24 protein-coding genes are annotated in these 22,812 nt (G+C 64.8%); 15 read left to right on the top strand and 9 right to left on the bottom strand.

Annotated elements, in window-relative coordinates:
- Window positions 1–195: 195 nt before the first annotated feature.
- Window positions 196–825, top strand: a complete 630-nt coding sequence (locus LPW26_RS02625) for a peroxiredoxin (RefSeq protein ID WP_238732693.1) — start codon at window positions 196–198, stop codon at window positions 823–825.
- Window positions 826–1,037: 212 nt separating this feature from the next.
- The gene (locus tag LPW26_RS02620) at window positions 1,038–1,805 is read left to right on the top strand and encodes a DsbA family protein (protein WP_238732692.1); all 768 of its coding nucleotides are present in this window, start codon (window positions 1,038–1,040) and stop codon (window positions 1,803–1,805) included.
- A 92-nt stretch (window positions 1,806–1,897) separates the two neighbouring features.
- Here the strand turns inward: LPW26_RS02620 and LPW26_RS02615 are convergent, their stop codons facing one another.
- Window positions 1,898–2,110, bottom strand: coding sequence for a hypothetical protein (locus LPW26_RS02615; protein ID WP_238732691.1), 213 nt, complete (start codon window positions 2,108–2,110; stop codon window positions 1,898–1,900).
- Window positions 2,111–2,373: 263 nt separating this feature from the next.
- On the opposite strand from LPW26_RS02615, the gene LPW26_RS02610 reads away from it, so the two are divergent.
- From LPW26_RS02610 to LPW26_RS02555, 12 genes are all read left to right on the top strand, one after another.
- A complete protein-coding gene (locus LPW26_RS02610) occupies window positions 2,374–3,099 on the top strand; it encodes a DUF1236 domain-containing protein (protein WP_238732690.1) in 726 nt (241 codons plus the stop codon).
- 325 nt (window positions 3,100–3,424) lie between these two features.
- A complete protein-coding gene (gene aroQ, locus LPW26_RS02605; protein ID WP_238732688.1) occupies window positions 3,425–3,880 on the top strand; it encodes a type II 3-dehydroquinate dehydratase in 456 nt (151 codons plus the stop codon).
- Window positions 3,881–3,918: 38 nt separating this feature from the next.
- Window positions 3,919–4,410 (top strand): acetyl-CoA carboxylase biotin carboxyl carrier protein, encoded by a 492-nt coding sequence (gene accB, locus LPW26_RS02600; RefSeq protein WP_238732686.1) that lies wholly within the window; start codon window positions 3,919–3,921, stop codon window positions 4,408–4,410.
- Between the two features lie 96 nt (window positions 4,411–4,506).
- On the top strand, window positions 4,507–5,853 hold the full coding sequence (gene accC / locus LPW26_RS02595; RefSeq protein ID WP_238732684.1) for an acetyl-CoA carboxylase biotin carboxylase subunit: 1,347 nt from the start codon (window positions 4,507–4,509) through the stop codon (window positions 5,851–5,853).
- Window positions 5,854–5,975: 122 nt separating this feature from the next.
- A complete protein-coding gene (locus LPW26_RS02590) occupies window positions 5,976–7,508 on the top strand; it encodes a sensor histidine kinase (RefSeq protein WP_238732683.1) in 1,533 nt (510 codons plus the stop codon).
- Window positions 7,505–7,948 carry a response regulator gene (locus LPW26_RS02585; RefSeq protein ID WP_238732682.1) on the top strand — a complete coding sequence of 148 codons (444 nt, stop codon included), beginning with the start codon at window positions 7,505–7,507 and terminating at the stop codon, window positions 7,946–7,948. Before LPW26_RS02590 ends, LPW26_RS02585 begins: the two co-directional genes overlap by 4 nt.
- On the top strand, window positions 7,945–9,027 hold the full coding sequence (locus LPW26_RS02580) for a sensor histidine kinase (RefSeq protein ID WP_238732681.1): 1,083 nt from the start codon (window positions 7,945–7,947) through the stop codon (window positions 9,025–9,027). The genes LPW26_RS02585 and LPW26_RS02580 overlap by 4 nt, the downstream gene beginning before the upstream one ends.
- A 12-nt stretch (window positions 9,028–9,039) precedes the next feature.
- Complete coding sequence (locus LPW26_RS02575) at window positions 9,040–9,711, top strand: spermidine synthase (protein WP_238732680.1); 672 nt, start codon at window positions 9,040–9,042, stop codon at window positions 9,709–9,711.
- Between the two features lie 202 nt (window positions 9,712–9,913).
- Window positions 9,914–11,131 carry a citrate transporter gene (locus LPW26_RS02570; RefSeq protein ID WP_238732679.1) on the top strand — a complete coding sequence of 406 codons (1,218 nt, stop codon included), beginning with the start codon at window positions 9,914–9,916 and terminating at the stop codon, window positions 11,129–11,131.
- A 46-nt stretch (window positions 11,132–11,177) separates the two neighbouring features.
- Window positions 11,178–11,852: a leucyl/phenylalanyl-tRNA--protein transferase gene (gene aat, locus LPW26_RS02565; protein WP_238732677.1), complete on the top strand. Its 675-nt coding sequence runs from the start codon at window positions 11,178–11,180 to the stop codon at window positions 11,850–11,852.
- A gap of 121 nt (window positions 11,853–11,973) precedes the next feature.
- Window positions 11,974–12,294 carry a hypothetical protein gene (locus tag LPW26_RS02560; protein WP_238732676.1) on the top strand — a complete coding sequence of 107 codons (321 nt, stop codon included), beginning with the start codon at window positions 11,974–11,976 and terminating at the stop codon, window positions 12,292–12,294.
- Between the two features lie 141 nt (window positions 12,295–12,435).
- Complete coding sequence (locus LPW26_RS02555) at window positions 12,436–13,599, top strand: S1C family serine protease (protein WP_238732674.1); 1,164 nt, start codon at window positions 12,436–12,438, stop codon at window positions 13,597–13,599.
- Between the two features lie 80 nt (window positions 13,600–13,679).
- Here the strand turns inward: LPW26_RS02555 and LPW26_RS02550 are convergent, their stop codons facing one another.
- The 7 genes from LPW26_RS02550 to LPW26_RS02520 all read right to left on the bottom strand — a co-directional run bounded on the left by LPW26_RS02550 (window position 13,680) and on the right by LPW26_RS02520 (window position 20,590).
- A complete protein-coding gene (locus LPW26_RS02550; protein WP_238732673.1) occupies window positions 13,680–14,462 on the bottom strand; it encodes an ABC transporter permease in 783 nt (260 codons plus the stop codon).
- Window positions 14,459–15,229, bottom strand: a complete 771-nt coding sequence (locus tag LPW26_RS02545; protein WP_406676858.1) for an ABC transporter permease — start codon at window positions 15,227–15,229, stop codon at window positions 14,459–14,461. Before LPW26_RS02545 ends, LPW26_RS02550 begins: the two co-directional genes overlap by 4 nt.
- A 3-nt stretch (window positions 15,230–15,232) precedes the next feature.
- Window positions 15,233–15,985 (bottom strand): ABC transporter ATP-binding protein, encoded by a 753-nt coding sequence (locus LPW26_RS02540; RefSeq protein ID WP_406676856.1) that lies wholly within the window; start codon window positions 15,983–15,985, stop codon window positions 15,233–15,235.
- Between the two features lie 75 nt (window positions 15,986–16,060).
- Window positions 16,061–16,990 (bottom strand): ABC transporter substrate-binding protein, encoded by a 930-nt coding sequence (locus LPW26_RS02535; protein ID WP_238732670.1) that lies wholly within the window; start codon window positions 16,988–16,990, stop codon window positions 16,061–16,063.
- A 177-nt stretch (window positions 16,991–17,167) separates the two neighbouring features.
- Window positions 17,168–18,325, bottom strand: coding sequence for a serine hydrolase domain-containing protein (locus tag LPW26_RS02530; RefSeq protein ID WP_238732669.1), 1,158 nt, complete (start codon window positions 18,323–18,325; stop codon window positions 17,168–17,170).
- A 43-nt stretch (window positions 18,326–18,368) separates the two neighbouring features.
- Window positions 18,369–19,889, bottom strand: coding sequence for an aldehyde dehydrogenase (locus LPW26_RS02525; RefSeq protein WP_238732668.1), 1,521 nt, complete (start codon window positions 19,887–19,889; stop codon window positions 18,369–18,371).
- Between the two features lie 20 nt (window positions 19,890–19,909).
- A complete protein-coding gene (locus LPW26_RS02520; protein ID WP_238732667.1) occupies window positions 19,910–20,590 on the bottom strand; it encodes a GntR family transcriptional regulator in 681 nt (226 codons plus the stop codon).
- A 259-nt stretch (window positions 20,591–20,849) separates the two neighbouring features.
- Here LPW26_RS02520 and LPW26_RS02515 point away from each other — a divergent pair, with 259 nt between their 5' ends.
- Window positions 20,850–21,659, top strand: a complete 810-nt coding sequence (locus LPW26_RS02515; protein ID WP_238732666.1) for an alpha/beta fold hydrolase — start codon at window positions 20,850–20,852, stop codon at window positions 21,657–21,659.
- Between the two features lie 27 nt (window positions 21,660–21,686).
- Here LPW26_RS02515 and LPW26_RS02510 read toward each other — a convergent pair whose 3' ends face one another.
- Complete coding sequence (locus tag LPW26_RS02510; protein WP_238732665.1) at window positions 21,687–22,613, bottom strand: DUF2155 domain-containing protein; 927 nt, start codon at window positions 22,611–22,613, stop codon at window positions 21,687–21,689.
- Window positions 22,614–22,812: the final 199 nt, after the last annotated feature.

Below are 22,812 nucleotides of genomic sequence, written 5' to 3'. Positions count from 1 at the left end.
ACATCGATTTCATCGAATTAAGTACTTCAGACAATTGCGCCGTGCGGTGACGCGTATCGATCGCCGCACGGCCTCTTTGCTCGCGCTTTGATGCGGCGCAAGCAGCCCTCACCGATCTCCAGCTAAACAGCCTGCCCCCGCCCGGTGGAAGCGCCGCGGCGCGCTAATGACGTTCGTCAAACACCAGGAGTTCAAATGTCTTTGCACATTGGCGACATCGCCCCCGATTTCACCGCCGACACGACGACGGGCCCGATCTCGCTGCATGACTGGGCCGCCGACTCGTGGGTGTTCTTCTTCAGCCATCCGGCCGACTTCACGCCGGTATGCACCACCGAGATGGGCAAGACCGCAAAGCTGTCGCAGCAGTTCGCCGCGCGCAACGTCAAGCCGCTCGGGCTTTCGACCGACACCGTGTCCGAACATCTGAAGTGGATTGCGGACGTCAACGACACGCAGCAAACTGACCTGCTGTTTCCGATCGTCGCCGATCCCGATCTGAAGGTGGCGAAGCTCTACGACATGATCCATCCCAACCAGAGCGACACAGCGGCGGTGCGTTCGGTGTTCATCATCGATCCGAACAAGAAGATCCGGCTGACGATGACCTACCCGATGAATGTCGGCCGAAACTTCGATGAGATCCTGCGGGTGATCGACGCACTGCAACTCGCCGACAAGTATCGTGTCGCCACCCCGGCCGATTGGCGCGCCGGCGACAAGGTGATCATCCCGCTGTCGCTGCAGGGCGACGATGCGGCCAAGGCGTTCCCCCAGGGTTGGGACGCACCCCGCCCCTATCTGCGCCTCACCACCGTCAAGTAACGCGCCCCCGGCATCACGCCGCCGCTGCTGCAGGCGTTCGCCACGGCGAACGCTGGCGGACCTTACGGCGTCGCCGCGCCCGCTTGGCGGCCGGCGCCCGAAGGACGGCTGACCGAAACGTGTTCACAAATTGCGCGTATTTGGGCGGGAAAAGCGCTATGAAGCTTCGATTCCGCTGCCAATCAGCCGTTCTCGCCGTGAAGGGATTGCCCATGCCGTCGTTCCGCCCGCTCGTCGCCGCTCTGCTCGCGCTAGCCCTGCTCGGCGCGCCAGGAGTCGCTTCGGCGCAGAAATTCTCCGACGAGCAGCGCAGCCAGATCGAGAGCATCATCAAGGAATATCTGGTGTCGCATCCCGAGGTACTCGAGGAAGCCTCCGAGGAACTGAGCAAGCGACAGGCGCAAGCCAGCGCCGAAAAGCATCAGGCTGCGGTCCAGGCCAATGCGGATGCGATCTTCAATTCTCCGCGCAGCGTCGTGCTCGGCAACAAGAACGGCGACGTCACCTTCGTTGAGTTCTTCGACTACAATTGCGGTTACTGCAAACGCGCGATGACCGACATGCTCGAGCTGATGAAGGACGATCCGAAGCTCAAGATCGTGCTGAAGGAATTCCCGGTGCTCGGGCCGGGCTCGGTCGAGGCCGCTCAGGTCGCGATCGCGGTCCGGATGCAGGATCCGAGCGGCAAGAAGTATCTCGATTTCCACCAGAAGCTGATGGGCGGCCGCGGTCAGGCCGACAAGGCGCGTGCCGTTGCCGCAGCCAAGGATGCCGGCATCGACATGGCGCGGCTCGACAAGGATATGCAGAGCCCGGAAGTGCGCGCCACCATCGAAGAGAGCTTCAAGCTCGCCGAATCCATGGGCATGAACGGCACCCCCAGCTATGTCATCGGCAAGCAGGTCGTGGTCGGAGCCGTTGGTCTCGAAACGCTTCGGCAGAAGGTGGCGCAGGCCCGCTGCGGCAAGGAACAGTGCTGAGCGACGCCCCGAAATTCCTCGTGCTCTGAGAATCTCGGAGCTGCCATCTCGCAAGAATCCCGAGCGGCTCACTCCCGCTCGGGACGCCGCCATCAGGACGGGAAATCACTTTCGGCGACGTGGACACGGTCGGCATGCAGCGACCATTCACGCAGGCGCTCCATCTCGCAGAACTTCTGCTTGGCGAGTTCCGTTGCCTCGTGCCGGTTGGACGCCTCGATTTCCAACATCCGCTGACAGACCTCAGCGTGCCGGCCGTTCTCGCCGAGAATATCCTTCATAAAACGTACAACATAGTGCGCCATACTTCCTCCCGATCGAGCCATCGGCGTTGCAATTGCCATGCCTGATAACAGGCTGGTGGACCGCAGGATCCGGCCGGGCGCCAGACGTCGCAGATCCCGAATGGATTGCGCCTCGTCGTGCTCCAGAAACTAATCCGCCTCCCCCCGTGCAGCAAAACAAAACTGCGAAACCGTCTTATGCAGAACAGAAACACGGTTCTGCGGAACGGAAACACATGCGTCGGGTTGTCGCGCGCGGGCAGGCTCATTAGGAGGAGATGGAAATGATCAATCGCCTTTTGATCTCGGTCGCGACCGCCGCGTTGATCGCTGGCGGCGCAGCCCACGCGCAAGGCACCGGTGCCGGCGGATCGATGGGGGCTTCGCCGTCGGCGGGCTCGTCCGCACCGGCCGAGCGCGGTTCTTCGGCGCCGCAAATGAACAGGTCCGGCGGCGGTGCCGGCTCGGGGATGACCTCGGGTCAGGACGATCGCGCGGCTCCCGGTGGGGCGACCGGTCAGCGTGCCCAGGACAGCGCGCCGAAGGGCTCGATGAGCTCCGACAACGGCCGCGCCGGCGGCAAGGACATGAAAGCCGAGGATCGCAAGGGCGGCGAGATGGATCGCAAGGCCGGCAACGATCGCGAGCAGATGAACAAGAACGCCGCCGACAAAGACAAGGACCGCGGCGGCCGGATGAACCGTAACGCCGACAGCCAGCGTGATCGAACCACCACCGGCCAGGCTGGCGCCGGCGCCAAGCTCTCCACCGAGCAGCGCACCAAGATCACAACCGTCATCAAGAACCAGAACATTCAGCCGCAGACCAACGTCAACTTCTCGATCTCGGTTGGCACCCGGGTGCCGCGCGATGTGCGCTTCCACCCGCTGCCGGCCGAAATCATCACGGTCTATCCGGATTGGCGCGGCTACGAGTTCTTCCTGGTCCGGGACGAGATCATCGTGGTCAATCCGCGCACGTTGGAGATCGTCGCCGTGCTCGACGCCTGACCGCGGCAACGTTCGTCAATGGAGCGAGGGCGGCCTTCGGGTCGCCCTTTCGTTTGCGCAACCCTTGTGCACAACCTCCATAAAGCCAGATGCCAGCACTCATTGCGAAAGGTTCGCGAGCAATTATACCGCCTTGCCGGCCTGTCCTCGTCCAAAGCATCAGGCGATTCATGCGGCATGGAAACGCGTTGAGGCTTCCCCTGAGCGTTGAGGTTACCTATAACGCGCGCAATCAAGTGAATTGCGCCCGGGAAACCGGCTTCTGCAGAGCCGGATTTTGACCGGCCGCCAGACCGGAACCTCGCTGACATTGCCGGATTTTCGGATGCCTCAACCGATTTACGTGCTCAATGGTCCGAACCTGAATTTGCTCGGGACCCGCGAGCCGGAGATCTATGGCCACGCCACCTTGGCCGACGTCGAAAAGCTGTGCACTGAAACCGCTGCCAGCCTCGGCTTCACGGCCGTCTGCCGGCAATCCAATCACGAAGGCGAATTGATCGACTGGATCCATCAGGCGCGTGCCGACCAGGCGGTCGGCATCGTGCTCAACGCCGGCGGCTACACCCACACCTCGGTGGCGCTGCACGATGCGCTGGTCGGTGTGCAAATTCCGACGGTGGAAGTCCATGTTTCCAACGTTTTTGCGCGCGAAAGCTTTCGTCACCACTCCTTCATCGCGAAGGCCGCCTTTGCCAGCCTGTGTGGCTTCGGCATCGACGGCTATCGGCTGGCCATCACCGGGCTTGCCGCAAAAATCGGCGCCGTCGCCAAGGCCTGACCCCGCGCCCCGTTCACTCAAGCCATCTGGATCCAAACATGGCCCGCCAGCCTGACACCAAGACCGCCGCCAAGCCGAAAGAAGCCGCGGCAACCGAAGACAGCACGCTGATCCGCGAACTCGCGCTGCTGCTCGACGAAACCAATCTGACGGAAATCGAGATCGAGCGAGCCGGTCTGCGGGTGCGCGTCGCCCGCAATGTCAGCATCGCCGCGGCTGTCCCGGCGAGCTACGCCCCAGGCGCCGTCGCCGCGATCGCTCCGCTCGAGGCCTCTGCGGTCGACTTCGCCAAACATCCGGGCGTCGTGCCCTCGCCGATGGTCGGCACCGTGTATTGGGCGCCCGAGCCCGGCGCCAAGCCGTTCATCGAAGTCGGCTCGCGCGTGTCCGCCGGCGAGACGCTGTTCATCGTCGAAGCCATGAAGACGATGAATCAGATCCCGTCGCCGCGGGCCGGCACGGTCACGCAGATCCTGGTCGAAGACGGCCAGCCCGTCGAATTCGGCGAACCGCTCGTCGTGATCGAGTAGCGAGTAGGGAATGGCGAGTGGCGAATAGAACTGCATCGCAACGCCATCCGCACCCCATTCGCCACTCGTCATTCGCCTCTCAATCCGGTGGCCCCGATGTTCGATAAAATTCTCATAGCCAATCGCGGCGAGATCGCCCTGCGGGTGCTGCGCGCGTGCAAGGAGCTCGGAATCTCCACGGTCGCGGTCCACTCGACCGCCGATGCCGATGCGATGCATGTCCGCCTCGCCGACGAAAGCGTGTGCATCGGTCCGCCGCCGTCCAAGGACAGCTATCTCAACATTCCGGCGCTGCTCGCCGCTTGCGAGATCACCGGCGCGGATGCGGTTCACCCCGGCTACGGCTTCCTGTCCGAAAACGCGCGCTTCGCCGAGATCCTGGCGGATCACAATCTGCACTTCATCGGCCCCAAGGCCGAGCACATCCGCCTGATGGGCGACAAGATCGAGGCCAAGAAGACGGCCAAGAAGCTCGGCATTCCGGTGGTGCCGGGCTCCGACGGCGGGGTCGGCCCCGACGACGACGCGATGGCGATCGCGCAGGAAATCGGATTTCCGGTCCTGGTCAAGGCAGCGGCGGGCGGCGGCGGGCGCGGCATGAAGGTCGCTCGTACCGCCGACGATCTGGCGATGGCGATCTCCACCGCCGGCAACGAGGCCAAGGCTGCGTTCGGCGACGCCTCCGTGTATCTTGAGAAATATCTGCAAAAGCCCCGTCATATCGAAATCCAGGTGCTGGGCGACGGCCGCGGCGGCGCGATCCATCTCGGCGAGCGCGATTGTTCGTTGCAGCGCCGGCATCAGAAGGTCTGGGAGGAAAGCCCCTCGCCCGTGATCACCCCTGAGGCCCGCGCCCGGATCGGCGGCATCTGCGCCCGGGCGATGCAGGACATGAAGTATCTCGGCGTCGGCACGATCGAATTCCTCTACGAGGATGGCGAGTTCTATTTCATCGAAATGAACACCCGCATCCAGGTCGAGCATCCGGTCACCGAAATGATCACCGGCATTGATCTGGTGCTCGAGCAGATCCGGATCGCCGCCGGTGGAGACCTGCCGGTGACCCAGGACGACATCGTGCTCAATGGCCACGCCATCGAGTGCCGCATCAACGCCGAGAATCCGGTAACCTTCCGGCCGTCCCCCGGCAAGATTTCTCGGTATCATCCTCCCGGTGGTTTGGGCGTCCGGATCGATTCCGCGGTGTTTCAGGGCTACACGATCCCGCCCTATTACGACTCGCTCGTCGGCAAGCTGATCGTCCAGGGCAAAACCCGTGGCGAATGCCTGATGCGGCTGCGGCGGGCGCTGGACGAGATGGTGGTCGACGGTATCGAGACCACGCTGCCGCTGTTCCGGGCGCTGGTCCGGGAGCCCGCCATCATCGACGGCGACTACCACATCCATTGGCTGGAGCAGTATCTGGCCGGAACCTCGGCTTAGCGCCGCTAAATAATCTTGCGGCGTGTGGAACCAGCTTCCCCATCACGCGTTTGGATGGTTCCACATTCGAACGTCTTGCGGGGGATGTTCTTGCTTCGTTTTGATCTGTCCGAGGGCGCGCGGTGACGCCGGAAGCCACGCGCCATCGCGCTTTCATCCAGATTACCCTGCTTTCATTGTCGTTCGCCGTGCTGGTCTTGATCAGCGTGGCGTCCATTTTCCTGTTGGCCAAAGCCCGCGAGGACACCGCCTGGGTCGCCCATACGCTTGAAGTCGAGAACCAGCTCTCGCTCGCCCAACTCGAGATGCGTCGCGCCGAAAGCGCCGAGCGCGGCTTCCTGCTGACAGGTCAGGCCGAGTTCATTGACGAATTCGAGCGGTCGGCCGCGCAGGTCCCGACCATGCTGCAGAGGCTGCGGCAGCTTGTCGCCGACAACCCGGTGCAACTCCCGCTGATCGAGCGGACCATCGCCCTCGCCGAGGTTCGGATCGCCAAATTCCGGGAGCTGATCGCGCTGGCGCAGAGTGATCGCGCCACGGAGGCGCGGATCGCCGTGCGCGATGCTGGCGGCCGCGAAGCCATGAACCAGTTCGCCAGCTACATGGCGGCGATGCGCGCCGAGGAAAACAAGCTGTTCGTCATGCGAACCGCCGCCGCCGATCGCAGCCAGTCGCTGACGTCGATCGTCACCGCCACGGGCTCGGGCCTGGTGCTGATGCTCGCCGGCCTGTCGATCTTCCTGGTCCGGCGATCGTCGCGCGCCCGCGACGAGGCCGAATCGCAGCTGCGCGACAACAACCTCAATCTCGAAGCCACCGTCTCCGAGCGTACCGCCGATCTGCGCGAGGCGAACGAAGAGATTCAGCGCTTCGCCTACATCGTCAGCCACGATCTGCGCTCGCCGCTGGTCAACATCATGGGCTTTACCAGCGAGCTCGAAGAGCTGCGCACCGACATCTTCCGGCGCATCGCGACCCTGAGTCGCGAAGTCGCCAACAAGCAGATGCCGGAAAAAGCCGACGCCGATGGCGAGCCCGAGCTGGCACAGCCCGATCAACAATTGTCGGAGGATTTCACCGAGGCGCTCGGCTTCATCAAATCCTCGATCGGCAAGATGGACCGGCTGATCAGCGCGATCCTCAACCTCACCCGCGAGGGCCGCCGGCAATTCCAGCCGGTGGCGATCGACACTCGCGAACTGATCGAGAACATCGCCTCGACGATGGCGCATCAGGCGGCCGAAGCGAATGCGGAGATCCGCATCGAGCCGCTGCCCGACATCGTCAGCGACCGCCTGGCGCTCGAGCAGATCTTCTCCAATCTGATCGACAATGCCCTGAAATATCTCAAGAGCGGCGTCCCCGGCGACATCCGGATCCGCGGCCGGCAGAAGCTCGGCTTCGCGATCTTCGAGGTTTCGGACAACGGCCGGGGGATCGATCCGAAGGACCACCAGAGAATCTTTGATCTTTTCCGCCGGGCCGGTACACAGGACAGGCCCGGTCAGGGGATCGGGCTCGCTCACGTCCGTGCACTCGTCAGGCGGCTGGGAGGAACCATGTCGGTGTCCTCCGCGCTCGGCGAAGGTTCGACATTCACCATCACGTTGCCGATGAAATGGACCGCGGCGACAAATCGGGAATCCCGCTCATGAGCAATCCGGTCACTATCATCATGATCGAGGACGACGAGGGCCACGCCCGCCTGATCGAGCGGAACATCCGGCGGTCGGGCGTCAACAACGAGATCATCCCGTTCACCTCGGGTACAGCTGCGCTCAACTATCTGTTCGGGGCCGATGGCTCCGGCGTGGAGCATCGCGACCGTGCCTTGCTGGTGCTGCTCGACCTTAATCTGCCCGACGCCAGCGGCATCGATATTCTCCGCCGCATCAAGGAGAATGATCACCTGAAGTGCACGCCGGTCGTGGTGTTGACCACCACCGACGACGCTCAGGAGATCAAGCGTTGCTACGAACTGGGCTGCAACGTCTACATCACCAAGCCGGTGAACTACGAAAGCTTCGCCAACGCGATCCGTCAGCTCGGCCTGTTCTTCTCGGTCATCCAGGTCCCCCAACCCGAAGCAACATGACGCCTGCCACGCCGACTCTGCTGTATATCGATGACGATGAGGCGCTGGGCCGGCTGGTCACTCGCGGCCTCAAGCGGCAGGGCTTTGCGGTCGAACACGTGCTGAGCGGCGAGGCCGGCCTCACGCGTCTGCGCCAGGGCGGCGTCGACGTGGTCGCGCTCGATCAGTACATGCCGGGCCTCGACGGGTTGGAGACGCTCGAGCAAATCCAGAGCATTCCCGACGCGCCGCCCGTGGTGTTTGTCACCGCCTCGCAGGATTCCAGCATCGCCGTCACCGCGCTGAAGGCTGGAGCGGCGGACTATCTGGTGAAGGACACGCAGGGCGATTTCATCCCCCTGCTCCAGGTCGCCGCCGATCAGGCGCTGCGCCAGGCGGTCATTCGCAAGGCCCGAGACGACGCCGAAGCCGAAGTGCGCGCGTCGCGCGATCGCTACGCAGCGCTCGCCGCCGAACGCGAGATGCTGCTGCGCGAGGTCAATCACCGCGTCGGCAACTCGCTGCAGATCATCGCCTCGCTGCTGCATCTGCAGGCCTCCTCCAGCAAGGAGGGCGAGGTGAAGGCCGCACTGACCAATGCGATGGGCCGCGTCGCGGCGGTCGCGCAAGTGCACCGCCGGCTCTACACCTCGCACGACCTCAAGAGCGTGATGCTGAACCAGTATCTGGAAGCACTGCTCGAGGATTTGCGCCGCTCCGCCGAAGGCAACCGGATGTCGCGGCTGACGCTCGCCGCCGAAGCGGTCGAGATCGACCCCGACCGCGCCGTGGCGATCGGCATCGTGGTCAACGAGTTGGTGATGAACGCGGTGAAATACGCCTATCCGGAAGGCAAAGGCCCGATCCATGTCGAGCTCAAGGCCGATGGCGACGAGCTCGAACTGGCGATCCGCGACGAGGGCGTCGGCTTCTCGGCCAAGGCCCATCCGCAATCGACCGGCATGGGACAGCGGATCGTGCAGGCGATGGCCACCAAGCTCGAAGCCACCGTCACCCGCGATCCCTCGCATTCCGGCACCCGCATGGTGCTGCGTTTCCTGCGTACCAAGAGCCCGGCGCCAACGCCCGCGGCCGCCTGACGAGCGCACCTGATGCTGCCCTGGATCAAGCTTGCCACCGCGCAGATTCCCGGCGGCGACGAATTGCGTCTGATGCAGCGGGGCGAAGAATTCTCGATCAAGCTCGGCGCCAACGAACTGATGAACAGCCGGCTCGGCGGCTCGGAAGAAGCGCTTGCGACCCTCGCCTGCAGGAAGCTCGCGGGGCGGACTCGGCCGCACGTCCTGATCGGCGGCCTCGGCATGGGCTTCACGCTGCGCGCTGCGCTGGCGGTATTCGGCAAGGATGCGACGATCGACGTCGCTGAATTGGTGCCAGAGGTGATCGACTGGGGTCGCGGGCCGATGGCCGCGCTCTACGGCAACAGCCTTGACGATCCCCGCGTCAACCTGATCGCCCGCGATGTCGGCGAACTGATCCAGGCCGGGGCCGGACGTTTCGACGCCATCCTGCTCGACGTCGACAACGGGCCCGAGGGGCTGTCCCGCAAAGCCAACGATCGGCTTTACGACCATGGCGGCCTGGCCACCACCCGTGCGGCGCTGCGCGACGGCGGCGTCCTGGCGCTGTGGTCCTCCGGGCCAGACGAGGGCTTCACCCGACGGCTGCGGCAGAGCGGCTTTACCGTCAACGAGGTCCCGATCCGCGCCGTCGGCAAGCGCAGCGGGTCGCGGCATTGGATCTGGCTCGCCGTGCGGAGCTGACGCCGAAAGGCTTACGTCGCCCCTTCCCGGGTAACCTTGCCATTTTGTCGCAGGTCGGGCAGCTTCCGCCGCGCCGGACCGGCGCCTCTGAGGAGCGCGTCGGCCACTTCCTCGCCGAGACCGAGACCGCTACCTTGAACATCCGACATCATGCCGCCGTTGCAACGGGCGCTGCACAGCTTTCTGCCCCGCCGAGGTCCGCGTGACGCCGGTCCTGATCTTCGGCATTCCGCTCGACTTCATCCTGTTCGCGCTGACTCTGCTCGGTGTCGCGATCTTTCATCGCCACACCTTGGCGATCGCGCTGGCGGGGCTCGCGACGATCACCACCACCAAGCTGGTGTTCAGCGGCTTCAAGACCGGCACCGGCCTGCTCGGGCTGACGCTGCATCTGCAGCACGAATGGGTAACGCTGGCGAACCTGTTCCTGCTGCTGATGGGCTTCGCGCTGCTGTCGGCACATTTCGAGAAGAGCGGTATTCCGGACGAGATGCCGGCGCTGCTGCCGGACGACTGGAAGGGCCCGGTCGTCCTGCTGGTCATGGTGTTCGTGCTGTCGAGCTTCCTCGACAACATCGCCGCCGCGCTGATCGGCGGCATGGTGGCGCGGCACGTGTTTCGCGGCAGAGTGCATATCGGCTATCTGGCGGCGATCGTCGCGGCGTCGAACGCCGGCGGCTCCGGCAGCGTCGTCGGTGATACCACCACGACGATGATGTGGATCGCCGGCGTCAGCCCGCTGAGCGTCGTGGAAGCCTATGTGGCGGCCGGCGTCGCGCTGCTGCTGTTCGCCGTACCTGCCTCGATCCAGCAGCAGAACTTCTCGCCGATCGCCAAGGATCCGCCGCGCGGGCTCAGGATCGAATGGGTCCGCGTCGGCATCGTCGCGGCGATCCTGATCGCGGCGCTGGCCGCCAACATCATCGCCAACGTCAACTACCCGGCGCTGCTCGATCAGTTGCCTCTGCTCGGCCTCACCGTGTGGGCCGTGCTGCTGATCACCGCGCCGATCCGCCGGCCGGACTGGGAGCTGATGCCGTCGACGCTCAAAGGCACCATCTTCCTGCTGGCGCTGGTGACCGCCGCCTCGATGATGCCGGTGGAAGAACTGCCTGCGGCGAGCTGGCAGACCGCCCTCGGCCTCGGCTTCGTCTCCGCCGGCTTCGACAACATTCCGCTCACCGCGCTGGCGCTGAAACAAGGCGGCTACGACTGGGGCTTCCTCGCCTACGCGGTCGGCTTCGGCGGCTCGATGATGTGGTTCGGCTCCTCGGCCGGCGTCGCCCTCACCAACATGTTCCCCGAGGGCAAGTCGGTTTACCTGTGGCTACGCTTCGGCTGGCACGTCGGCATCGCGTACTTCGTCGGCTTCTTCGTCATGCTGGCGCTGCTCGGCTGGATGCCGGATCCAATCCGGTGACGCCAGGCGGGTCGCCTCACCGGTCCCGCCCTGCTATGCTCCGTAAATGGCCTCCCGCGACTCCGCCAACGCCGAGATCACGCCCGAAATGCTGCTGCGCGCTTACGCCTGCGGCATCTTTCCGATGGCCGAGAGCATCGACGATCCGACGCTGTTCTGGGTCGAACCGGAGATGCGCGGCATCATCCCGCTCGGCGGTCTTCGTGTGCCCTCCCGCCTCGCCCGCACGGTGCGCTCCGACGCCTTCACCGTCACGGTCGACCGCGCCTTCAAGGCGGTAATCGACGGCTGCGCCGAGCCGCAGCCCGGCCGCGAAGACACATGGATCAACCGCCGCATCCGCGAGCTGTACATCGGCCTGCACGATATAGGCCATTGCCACAGCGTCGAAGTCTGGCAGAACGACGACCTCGTCGGCGGCCTCTACGGCGTCAGCCTCGGCCGCGCGTTCTTCGGCGAGAGCATGTTCCACCGCGCCCGCGACGCCTCGAAAGTGGCGCTGGTGCATCTCGTCGCCCGCCTGCTCGCCGGCGGCTACGAGCTGCTCGACACGCAGTTCGTCACAGAGCATCTGCGCAGCTTCGGCGCCATCGAAGTCCCCCGCCAGCGCTACCGCTCACTGCTCGATGACGCGCTCGGCAGCATCGCCGCATTCGACGCGCTTGCTATCGATCGCCCGGTCACGGGCGCCGAGGCGCTGGCTGTAATCGCGAAGCATTAGCTCCCTAACCCGCGATCCGCAGACTCTCACGGCGGCAGCGCGCCCCGCTCGCAGCGCGGTCATTCCTTGACCGACGCAACTCTGTTTTCTACTAATCGTGGCAGGGCATCTGGGGGCAGTCATGCTGACTATCAAATTCGATCGTAAGTCATTGCGCTTTTCGCCGGCTTTGTTGGCCGCGGCGTTCGCGATCGCGCTGGTTTCTTTCCCGACTCGTTCAGTCGCGCGGGATGGTGCTGCAGTGTTCGGCGCGATCGCCGGCGTTGCTGCCGCCGCGATCATTGCGAACGGAATCGCACAACAACAACGGCCGCGTACCTATCGCAACGTGCGTGCTCGGCGGCAAGTTGCGCATCGCTCGCGACCGGCTGTCTCGCAGGCTTCGATGGCGGACCCCTTCGCAGGCGTCACCGCTTCAAAAATCCGCCCAGCGAGGGACTGAGCGTTCGATCAAGTGGGCCCGACCGCCGGATGCACGCGATTTGTCGATGTGAGGTCGATGATGCCAAAGCCGTTTGCGGCCCTATCAACCTACCGATCGTCTCCAACACCCCCGCACAGCGAAGGGTGGCCGGGACTGATAGTGGCGACGATAGCCATCGTCTCGCTGGTACTCACATCTTCTGCTCGTTCCGAAGACACGCTCAACATCGACAAATCATTCGGAGCGGTCTCGGGTTGGGACGTTGGATTTAGCAAGAGTGTCGGCGGTTGTCTGGCGGCAGCGACCTATCGTGACCGGACCACGGTGTGGTTCGGTTTCGCCGGAGACAAGCCGAGCGCGTACATCGCCTTCACCAATCCGCGCTGGGCCTCGGTCGAAGTCGACGGCCAGTACGACATGCAGCTCGTCATGGGCCGCACGCGGTGGAACGGTCAGTTCGTCGGCTTCGCGCGCGACACCGAGAAGGGCGTTTTCTCTGGCAATCTCAAGACTGAGTTCATGGTCGAGCTGGCTGAGTCCGGCGGTGTCGGAGTTTTCTTAAATCGAAACCGCATCGCGGCACTTTCGCTCGATGGCTCGCGCCGGGCCCTCGAAGCCGTGCTGGCTTGTCAGAAGGCCTTCATGACGGCCCAGAGCGACACCCGCGACGAAGGCTCGACGGAGACCAAACCCAAACGCAGCGCCACGAGTTCCGGCACGGGCTTCTACGTCTCGGGGAACGGGCACATCGTGACAAACAATCACGTCATTGCCGAATGCTCGACGATCAACGTGATGCCTCCCGGCGGAACTCCGGTACGAGCGACGCTCGTCGCGAAGGACAAGACCAACGATCTCGCCATTCTGAAGACCCCTTCATCGCCACCGGCCGTTCCCGGACTGAGAACCCAGATGCGGTTGGGCGAAGCCGTGTACGTGTTCGGCTTTCCCCTGACCGGCATCCTTTCCACATCGGGAAATTTCACCGCCGGCGCGATCACCGCGACCACGGGCATGGAAGACGACACCCGCCTCGCCCAGATCTCGGCTCCAGTTCAGCCGGGCAACAGTGGCGGGCCGTTGCTCGACAAGTACGGCAACGTCGTCGGCGTGATCGTATCGAAGCTCAATGCCTTGAATGTCGCCGCCGCCACCAAGGACATTCCGCAGAACGTCAACTTCGCGATCAAATCCATCATGGCGAAGAACTTCCTGGACACCAGCGGCGTGGTAACTAGCGGAACAGTGAGCTCGCGCGAGCTCCAGCCGGAGGCAATCGCCGATCTGGCGAAATCCTTCACCGTGCAGGTTGTCTGCAATTAATCAGCTCGCGGACTCGTCGCGGAAGCGAACGCACGCTTGCGCGCCGAGCCCGGGACTCCGCCGTACTTGCCGTACGGCTGCTAGTGGCCGGACCTGCGCCACACCAGCAACCTGCGCTCGACCTGCTCGACGGCCAGCGCCGTCACATAGCCGATCAGGCCGAGCAGGATCACGCCGGCGAACAGATCGGCTGAGCGAAACAGCCGCGCCGAGACCAGGATCCAATGGCCGAGCCCGTCCAGCCCGGCCAGCATCTCGCAGACCACCGAGAGGATCAGCGCAACGGTGACGCTGATGCGCATGCCGGCGAGAATATCGGGACTGGCGGACGGCAGACCGATCTTGAAGATCACCTCCATGCGCGACAGGTGCAGCGCGCGAGCCACTTCGTACAAGCGCGGCTCGACGGCGGCGAAGCCGTGCACGGTGGACAGCAGCATCGGCCAGACCGCGCCGAAGGCGATGACGAACAGTGCCATGCTCTGCGACAGACCGAACAGCGCGATCGCGACCGGAATGATCGCCGACGCCGGCAGCGGGCGCAGGAATTCCAGCGTCGGCGTGACGTAGGTGCGCACGCGCGGCGACGATCCGATCCATGCGCCGAGCGCGATGCCGGCCAGTGACGCGACCAGCCAGCCGATCACCATATGCTGCAGCGTGCCGGTGACCTTGCTCAGCAGATCACCCTCAGTGAGACCGCGCACCAGGGCCGCCCAGGCGCGATCGGGTCCCGGCAGGAACGCCGGCGCAATCAGCCGGGCATTGGCAATCAGTTGCCATACGCCGACCAGCCCCGCCGCGACCGCAAAACTTGCGACGCGCCAACCGAGCGCCGAACGGGCGGACAATACGGCTCTCATCGCGGCTCCTCCATCATCGCGGCGCGACCGAACAGCCGCTGCTGGGCGAACAGCATCAGGCTGTTGAGGCCGTAGCCGACGATGCCGAGCCAGACTAGATAGGCCAACATCAGGTCGGGCCGCAGCGCCTGCTGTGCCATCATGATGCCCTGGCCCAGGCCAAGCGGGTTGATGGCGATCTCGACCGTCACGGCCACGATCAGCGCAATGCCGACCGCGAGCCGGAACGCCACGAAGATGCGCGGCAAGGCCGCGGGAATGACGATCTTGCTGATGCGCGCACCCGGGGTCAGCCGCAACACCCGCGAGACTTCGAGCAGGCGCGGTTCGACGTCGCGCACTGCCGAACGCGTCAGGATCAGCGGCGACCACAGGCTCGCGAAAGCGACGATCGCGATCTCCAGGCGATAGCCGAAGCCGAGCGCGATCAGCGCGATCGGCAACACCGCGATCGGCGGGATCGGACGGATCGATTCCACCGTTACCTCCATCAGCCGATCCGCGATCGGCAGCATGCCGAGAACGACGCCGAGGACGAGGCCGATCGAGGCGCCGATAGCGAGGCCGGCGAACACGCTCGCCAGCGTGTCGCGCGTCGCGACCAGCAGCGAGCCGTCCGCGATTGCCTCGACGAAAGCGAGCGCAATGGCACTCGGAAGCGCCAGCGAATCGCTATGCGAGATATCGACCATGCGGCCGGCGATTTCGGCGGCGGCGATCAACACCACCGGCAGCACCAGCCCCTTCAGGCGCGAGGTCGACATCATGCATCAAGACTCCGATGCTTGGATGAAGTCGAACAGCTCACGGCGCAGCCGCAAGAATTCCGGGTGCTCGCGGGTGGCGAGCTGGTCGCGCGGCTTCGGCAGATTGACCTCGACCTCGATGCCGATGCGGCCGGGATGCGGCAGCAGGCCGATCACCCGGTCGCCGAGATAGATCGCCTCCTCCAAATCGTGCGTCACGAACAGCACGGTGGTGCCCGAGGCGGCGACCAGCGACAGCACCTCGTCCTGCAGGCTCTGCCGCGTCATCGCGTCGAGAGCGCCGAACGGCTCGTCCATCAGCAGAACCACCGGATCCTGCGCCAGGCAACGCGCGATCTGCAATCGCTGCTGCATACCGCCGGACATCTCCGCCGGATACTTGCCGGCGTGTCCCGGCAGGCCGACCTTGGCCAACAATTCGGCGATGCGCGGGCCGCGCTTCGCTGCCGGCACGTTCGCGGCCTCCAGCGCCAGCGACACGTTGCCGGCGGCCGTTCGCCAAGGCAACAGCGCCTTGCCGTAGTCCTGAAACATGATCGCGACGTCCCTGCGCGGCGACGTTATCGGCTTGCCCTCGAAGCTGACACTGCCGCTGGACGGCTGGTACAACCCAGCCGCCAGCCGCAGCGCCGTCGTCTTGCCGCATCCCGACGCACCGATCACGCAGACGAACTCGCCCTGCCGCAGCGTGAAGTCGAGATTCTCGATGATGCTCTTCCCGCCCAATCGCAGCGTCGCCTGCGAAAACGTGATCATCGCAGGAGACGCCGCGCTGGTCGCGGCTTGGACGGGTTGATGCATGTTCACGACCTGCGGCCTTTCGATTACGAACTACTTCAGGACCAATTTGGTGAGATCGACGTTGCCCTGCAGCAACTTCATCTTGGTCATGAAGTCGACGTACCAGGCAAAATCGTTCCCCTTGATCTCGGGCTGCTGATACGAAACCTTATTGGCGCGAACGATATCCAGCGGCTGTTTGGTGAACTTCGAAATCGCCTGCGCGGCCTTCTCGTGGTCAGAGTTGACGATCTTGGCGCCCTCGGCAATGGCTTCGCGGAATTTCTTGACCAATTCCGGGTTCTTCTCTGCCCAGGCGCGCGAAGCCGCATAGAAGATCACCGGCTCGGTCCGCTTCAGTTCGGTCACGTAGTAGGACGCAACCTTGCCGACGCCGGCATTGTTCATGCGGGTGACCCAGGGTTCGCCGGTCAGCCCGACATCGATCGAGCCGGATTTGAGGGCATCGCCCTGCGTCGGGATCGAGACTTCGACGAAGTTGACGCTCTTCGGATCGACGCCGTTGTCCGACAGCCATTTCACGAACATCACGTGCAGAAACGCGCCGAACCCGGGGGCCCCGACTTTCTTGCCGACGAAATCCTTCGGCTGCTTGATGTCGACGCCGTTACGCGCATAGGCCGCGGCGGTGTGGTTGCCGGTGGACTCATGCATCACCGAGGCGCCAGCCACGGCGACGAGATCGAGCCCGCCATCGACAGCCTGCAGGAAGGTCGGCGACGTCGGACCGCCGATCTGGATCGAATCCGACAGCAGCGCCGCCGGGATGTTGGAATTGATGCCGATCACCACCATCTCGGCATCGACGCCGAGACGCTTGAAGATGCCTTCGTCGACGGCGACCATCGCGGAGGAGCAATCCGTCGTCGTCGTGCATCCGATCTTGAGCTTTGGATCGGCCTGCGCCGCGGTGGCGGTGGTCAGTGCGACCAGCGCCGCCAGAATCATCTTGAAGTTCATTCAATCCTCCCTTGCCGATTTTGATTGATCTGCAGGATCGAGTCCTGCGGTTGGTCTATCTTCTCCGATCGCTCGCACACCGTGCTGTCGATCGTCGTCGTTCGTCCCGCTGCGGCGGCATGACTATCGAAATTTCCGTCGCAGCGCCGGGCTTAGTCCGGTGCCCTCTCCCCGCCGCTAATCGAACCAACTCGGGATCGATCCCCCGCCCGCCGCAATCGAGACGGCGGCGCCGCGCGAGCCAATGCCGGGCCCTTCACGCTGAAGGTTGGGGCAGTAGGCGAAGGTCATGTTGCGCTTGCGATCGCACCAGGCGATCGCGCCGCCGGCGCCGGTATGGCCGAACGTCGTCATGTGCAACCCCATCGGTCCGGTCTCCGGGTCGTTGTGCATGAAGCCGTACCCCATCCGCAAACGGCGGGTCGTCATGATGCAGTCGTGGTCCCAGGCCAGCGCCGACGCGCGCTCGACCGCGGCGGGTGACAGCAGCCGGACGCCGTCCAGTTCGCCGTTGCCGGCGAGCGCCGCATAGATCCGCGCGACCGCACGCGCGTTGCCGTGACCGCCGAACGACGGCATTTCGACTTCGCGGATCTGGGGCAGATTCTGGAAGTAACCCTTCGGCCCCGACTGGAAAGCTCGGCCCAGCGGCGTCGCCTGGTCGAACGCGATCGCGAAGAAGGCGTTCTTCGGATTCTGGTGCATGTCGGTGACGCGGGCGAGCTCGTCGGGCCGAAGGCCGATGTGATAGTCGGCGCCAAGCCGCTCCGAAATCTCCTCACGCAGGAACGTGCCGACTGTCTTGCCGGTGACACGGCGAATGATCTCGCCGAGCAGATAGCCGATGTTGACCGAGTTGTAAGCGCCATTGGTGCCCGGCTCCCAGGCCGGCTCCTGCACTTCGAGCGCCTTGATGTGGGCGTCCCAGTCGAACCACGAGCCCGCAGGCGCGGCATCGCAGAAGATTACGCCGTCGCTGTGCGACAGCACGTGGCGAACCAGCACCTTGTGTTTGCCGGCCTGCGCGAATTCCGGCCAATACGTCGCGACCGGCGCGTCGAAATCGACCAGCCCGCGGTCGATCAGGATATGCGTGCACAACGCCGACATGCTCTTCGCGAGCGAATTCATGATGACGATGGTGTCGGCGTCCCATTCCTTGGTACGCGCGAGATCCTGATGGCCGCCCCAGAGGTCGACCACCTTCTTGCCGTCCTTGTAGACGCACACAGCGGCGCCGACTTCGCCGCGCCGACGAAAGTTCTCCTCGAATGCCGCCTGCACCCCGGCGAACTCCGGGTCACACGTGCCTGCAATGCGAATATTGTCGTCCATCACCCACCCCAGACTTATAGAATTGTCGTCGCCGCCGCATCGCTCAGTTGAGCCGCTTCTGCTCCGACGTGGCGCTGTACCAATCGAACGGCTTGTCGTCGGTCGACACCATCACCGACTTGACGTCGAAATGATCGTTGAAGCTTTCGATGCCGAATTCACGACCGATACCGCTGTCGTCCACGCCTCCCCACGGCGCGGCCGGATCGAGGCGATGATGATCGTTGATCCAGACGATGCCGGCTTTCACCTTCGCCGCGACCCGGTGGGCCCGGTGAACGTCGCGGGTGCGGATCGCGGCCGCCAGCCCGAACGGGCTGTCGTTGGCGATCGCGAGCGCCTCGTCTTCGGTGTCGAACGGAATCACCACCGTGAACGGACCGAACACTTCTTCCCGCGCAATCCGCATCTGCGGCGTCACGTCGGCAAACACGGTGGGCTCGACGAAGTAACCGCCCTCGTGGCCGGGAACGCTGCGCTGCTGGCCACCGGCCACGAGGCGCGCTTTCTCGTCGAGGCCGAGCTTGACGAACGACAGCACCCGATCAAGCTGACGTTGTGAAATCACCGGGCCGAGCTGGGTGTTGGTATCACGCGGATCGCCAATCCGGATCGCCTTGGCCTTGGCCGCCAGACGCTCGACGAACTCGTCGTAGATGCTGCGCTGGACGATATGGCGGGCGGCGCAGACGCAGGTCTGGCCGGCGCCGATGAAGGCGCCGAACGCTGCGTAGTTCACCGCCTGCTCGACATTGTAGTCATCGAACACCATGACGGGCGTCTTGCCGCCGAGTTCGAGGGTCTGATGCGCGAACACCCGGGAGGCCGCCGCGCCGGCGATGCGGCCCGCCTCGGTTCCGCCGGTCAGCACCAGCTTGTTGATGTCCGAATGCTCGGCGAGGAAGCGACCGGAGTTCGGTCCGAGCCCGTTCACCACGTTGAACACACCTGGCGGCAAGCCGGCATCGGTCATCAATTGCGCCAGCCGCAGTGTGGTGAGCGGCGTGTATTCCGACGGCTTGACGACCGTGGTGCAGCCGGTGGCGAGCACCGCCGCCAGCGACTTGCACAGGATCATCAGCGGATGATTGAACGGCGTGCAATTGGCGACGACGCCGATCGGGGTGCGCCGGGTGTAGGCCAAGTAATTGCCTTCGACCGGGATCACGTCGTCGCGCCGGGCCATCGCGAGGCCCGCGAAATAGCGCAGGAAGTCCGGCAGCCGCGCCATCTGGGCGCGCGTCTCGTTGACCGGGCGACCGTTGTTCTGCGTTTCCAGCAGATACAGCTCCGGAAGCGCAGCCTCGAACGCGTCGGCGATGCGGTTGACCAGCTTGACCCGCTCGCGCACCGACAGCCCGCCCCACGCGCTCCCGCGAAACGCCGCGCGGGCACTGCGGACTGCGGCATCGACGTCGTCGCGCGTGCTGTCGGGAATGGTGGCGATCACCACGCCTGTGGCCGGATTTCTGACCTCCACCGTCGCGCCGCCGGCGCTCTCGACCTCCCGCCCGTCGATGAAGTTGCCCCTGGCGGCAACGGCGATGTTTTGCGGAGCGTTCATGCTGTGCTCTTCCCTACGTCTCAAAGGATGACGGCGTGGCGCGAAAGATTAGCGACCACGCGCTTCTGTGCGTCGATGATATGCGTGCGCAGCAGGCGCGCAGCCTGCCGTCCATCGCGCGCCTGCAACGCATCGATGATCGCGACGTGCTCTGCGAGCAGCCGATTGGTGTCGCGCCCCTGAGCGAAGCCGATGCTCACCAGCACCAGACGGTCCGCCTGAGAGACCAGATTGGCAACCTCTTCGCGCATCCGGCGGTGGGGCGAACACATCGCCACGGCGATGTGGAAAGCTCGGTTGTATTTGATGAACTCCGCGGCCGGCGCGTCGAAGCTGCGAAACTCGTCGAGACTACGAAGCTGAGCATCGCTGGCGAATTGCGCCGCATCCGCCGCGCAGGCCGGCTCGATGATTTCCCGGAAGCGGAAGATGTCGCGGGCATCGGCGATCGACACCGGCTTCACGCGATATCCCTGCCGCGGCAGCACGGTGATCAGCCGCTCCTGTTCGAGCCGCAGCAGCGCCTCCCGCACCGGCTGCTTGCTGACTTCGAACCGGACCGCGAGCTCCTGCTCGCGCAATTCCTCGCCGGGCGCCATGCGGCAGCCGAGAATCTCTTCCCGTAGCCGGGCGTAGATCGAGTCCCGCAGAAGACTGGACGTCTTCAGCGTATCAGAAATCTCTTGAGGCTCGATATTCATATATCAGATCTTCTTGCCTGGTCCGATTGAGAGGCCATTTCATCGCTGGTATTCGGCGATATTTTTAGCTCTTCCAATCCGGAAACCGTTATGCTGAAATATCACACCGACGATATTCGCTGTCAAGGGAGATGACTTTTGAGAGATTTCCGCCTTCAAAGCAGCCCAGCCAGGCGCGCCCCTGCGCCCCGGACAGATCGATCCGCAGCTTCCGAACCGAGCCTTCGATCCGCTGGCTTCACCGCTCTGGAGCGCAACAATGCTGGCCGCTAACAGCCGCGCGGCGAATGTGTCCGCCCACATCACGGGCGCAGGCCCCACCCTCGTGCTGCTACACTCGCTGCTGTCCGACCGGGGCAGCCTGGAGCCGGTGGTCCCTCTGCTCGCCAACGACTTCCGTCTGGTCCTGATCGACCTTCCCGGCTTCGGCGACTCACCTGCGAGCGCCGGAGACCTCGACGCGCTGGCCGATCGTGTGGCGGAAGCGCTCCACGGATTCTGTGATGGCGAGACGCCGATCCTGTTCGGTAACGGCTATGGGTCTTTTGCGGCGCTGTCGCTGGCGCTGCGCCACCCCGCCGCGACGCGGGGGCTGCTGCTCGCCGGGTGCGGCGCCGCGTTCAGCGAGGAAGGACGGAACGCCTTCCGCTTCATGGCGGCGAAAGCAGGTCAGGACGGACTTTCAGAAATCGCCGACGTCGCGATGCGACGGCTGTTTCCGCCGGAGATGGCGGCGAAGGTGCCGGACGTTGTGGCGGAGCGGCGCGCGAGCTTTCTGCGGACCAACCCCGACGTCTTCCGGGCGGCCTGTCAACAACTCGCGACCCTCGATCTTCGCGAAGCGGCCAAAGGACTCGCCGTCCCGGTCCTCGCCTGCGCAGGAGATCTCGACGAGGCAACGCCGGCGGTGATGGCGGAAGAACTCGCCGCGCTGGCGCCGCGCGGCACGTTCCACCTGATCGCCAACTGCGCCCACGTCCCGACGCTGCAGGCTCCGGGCGACGTCGCGGCTCTGATCAGGAGCTTCGCCGTCGGACTGAGCCCGGCGCTGGCGCAGAGTACGATCTGAGCGATCGGCCGAGCTACTCAGCGCCGACTATCGAAACGTCGGAAGCGGCGGCGGCGGAGCCTGCTGGGTCTGACGCGGCGGCTGGCGGCGCCGCTGCGGCTGCTGCGCGGCAGGCTTCGGCGCATCGGGCTGGGCCGTCGCGACGGGACTCTCAGGGTTCTTACAGTCGGTCAGCCAGATGTCGTAGATCGGATGCTCGACGGCATGCAGGCCCGGGCTGGCGGCGAACATCCAGCCTGAGAAAATCCGCTTCACCTCACCCTGCAAGGTGATCTCGTCGACCTCCACGAAGGCGTCGGTGTTGGCGGCCTCGGTCGAGGGCCGCGTGTAGCAGGCGTCGGTCTTCACCCGGAGCGCGCCGAACTGCACGGTCTCGCCGATATCGGCGTCGAAATTGATGGTGCGGCCGGTGATCTTGTCGAGGCCGGTAAAGCTGGCCTTCTTGTTGACGATCTTCTGCGCCGGCGGCTCGGTGACGATCTCGTCGCCGGGCTGCAGGGTCGCGGGCGCCGGCGGGGCGCCGCGCTGCGGACGCTGACCGGGCGCGCCAGGGGCCGGATTGGCGCCCGGCGGCGCGGTGGCGACGCCGTTATTCGGTTGCGCCGGGGCGCCCGGCTGCGGCGCGGCGGGCGGCACATTGGCGGTCGCCGGCGGGCTCTGCGGCAGGATGGTGGTCCCGGGCGGCGGCGGCAACGGCTGCGATTGCACCGGACCGGGCAAGGCCGAGCCTTGGGGCGGCCGCGTCGGCGCCGGCAGCACGCGTCCCTGCGGCGGCAGGTCGGGGACCTCTTCCTCGTCGTCCATCTGCGGCCCGCCACGCGGGATCGCGCCCGGCGGCCGCGGTGCGGGGTCCGAGAAAATATTTCCGATCTGCGCGCGCGCGGGTAGCGCGGACGCGATCAACGGTGCGGCGATCAGCGCCGCCAGGCCGACAAGACAAAGGCTTCGGGACATTCCGCGCGGCTTCAAAATGACGAATCAGGCTCGCGACATTCTACAGCTTCGGCCGCTTGCATCGGTCCCGGTTAACACGCCGAATACGGCGGGGGAAGGGCGACCGCCTCTCCGACTGGCCATCCTCCGCCGCAGCTGAAATACTCGGCGACAAGACAGCGCGGCCCTCCCAACCGGGCGGGCCGACGCTGCCGACCAT

The organism is Rhodopseudomonas infernalis, from assembly GCF_022271405.1.
GTDB classification, from domain to species: Bacteria; Pseudomonadota; Alphaproteobacteria; order Rhizobiales; family Xanthobacteraceae; genus Rhodopseudomonas; species Rhodopseudomonas infernalis.
The sequence above is the reverse complement of the archived record's forward strand: the minus strand, read 5'-3'. Positions and strand labels throughout refer to the sequence as shown.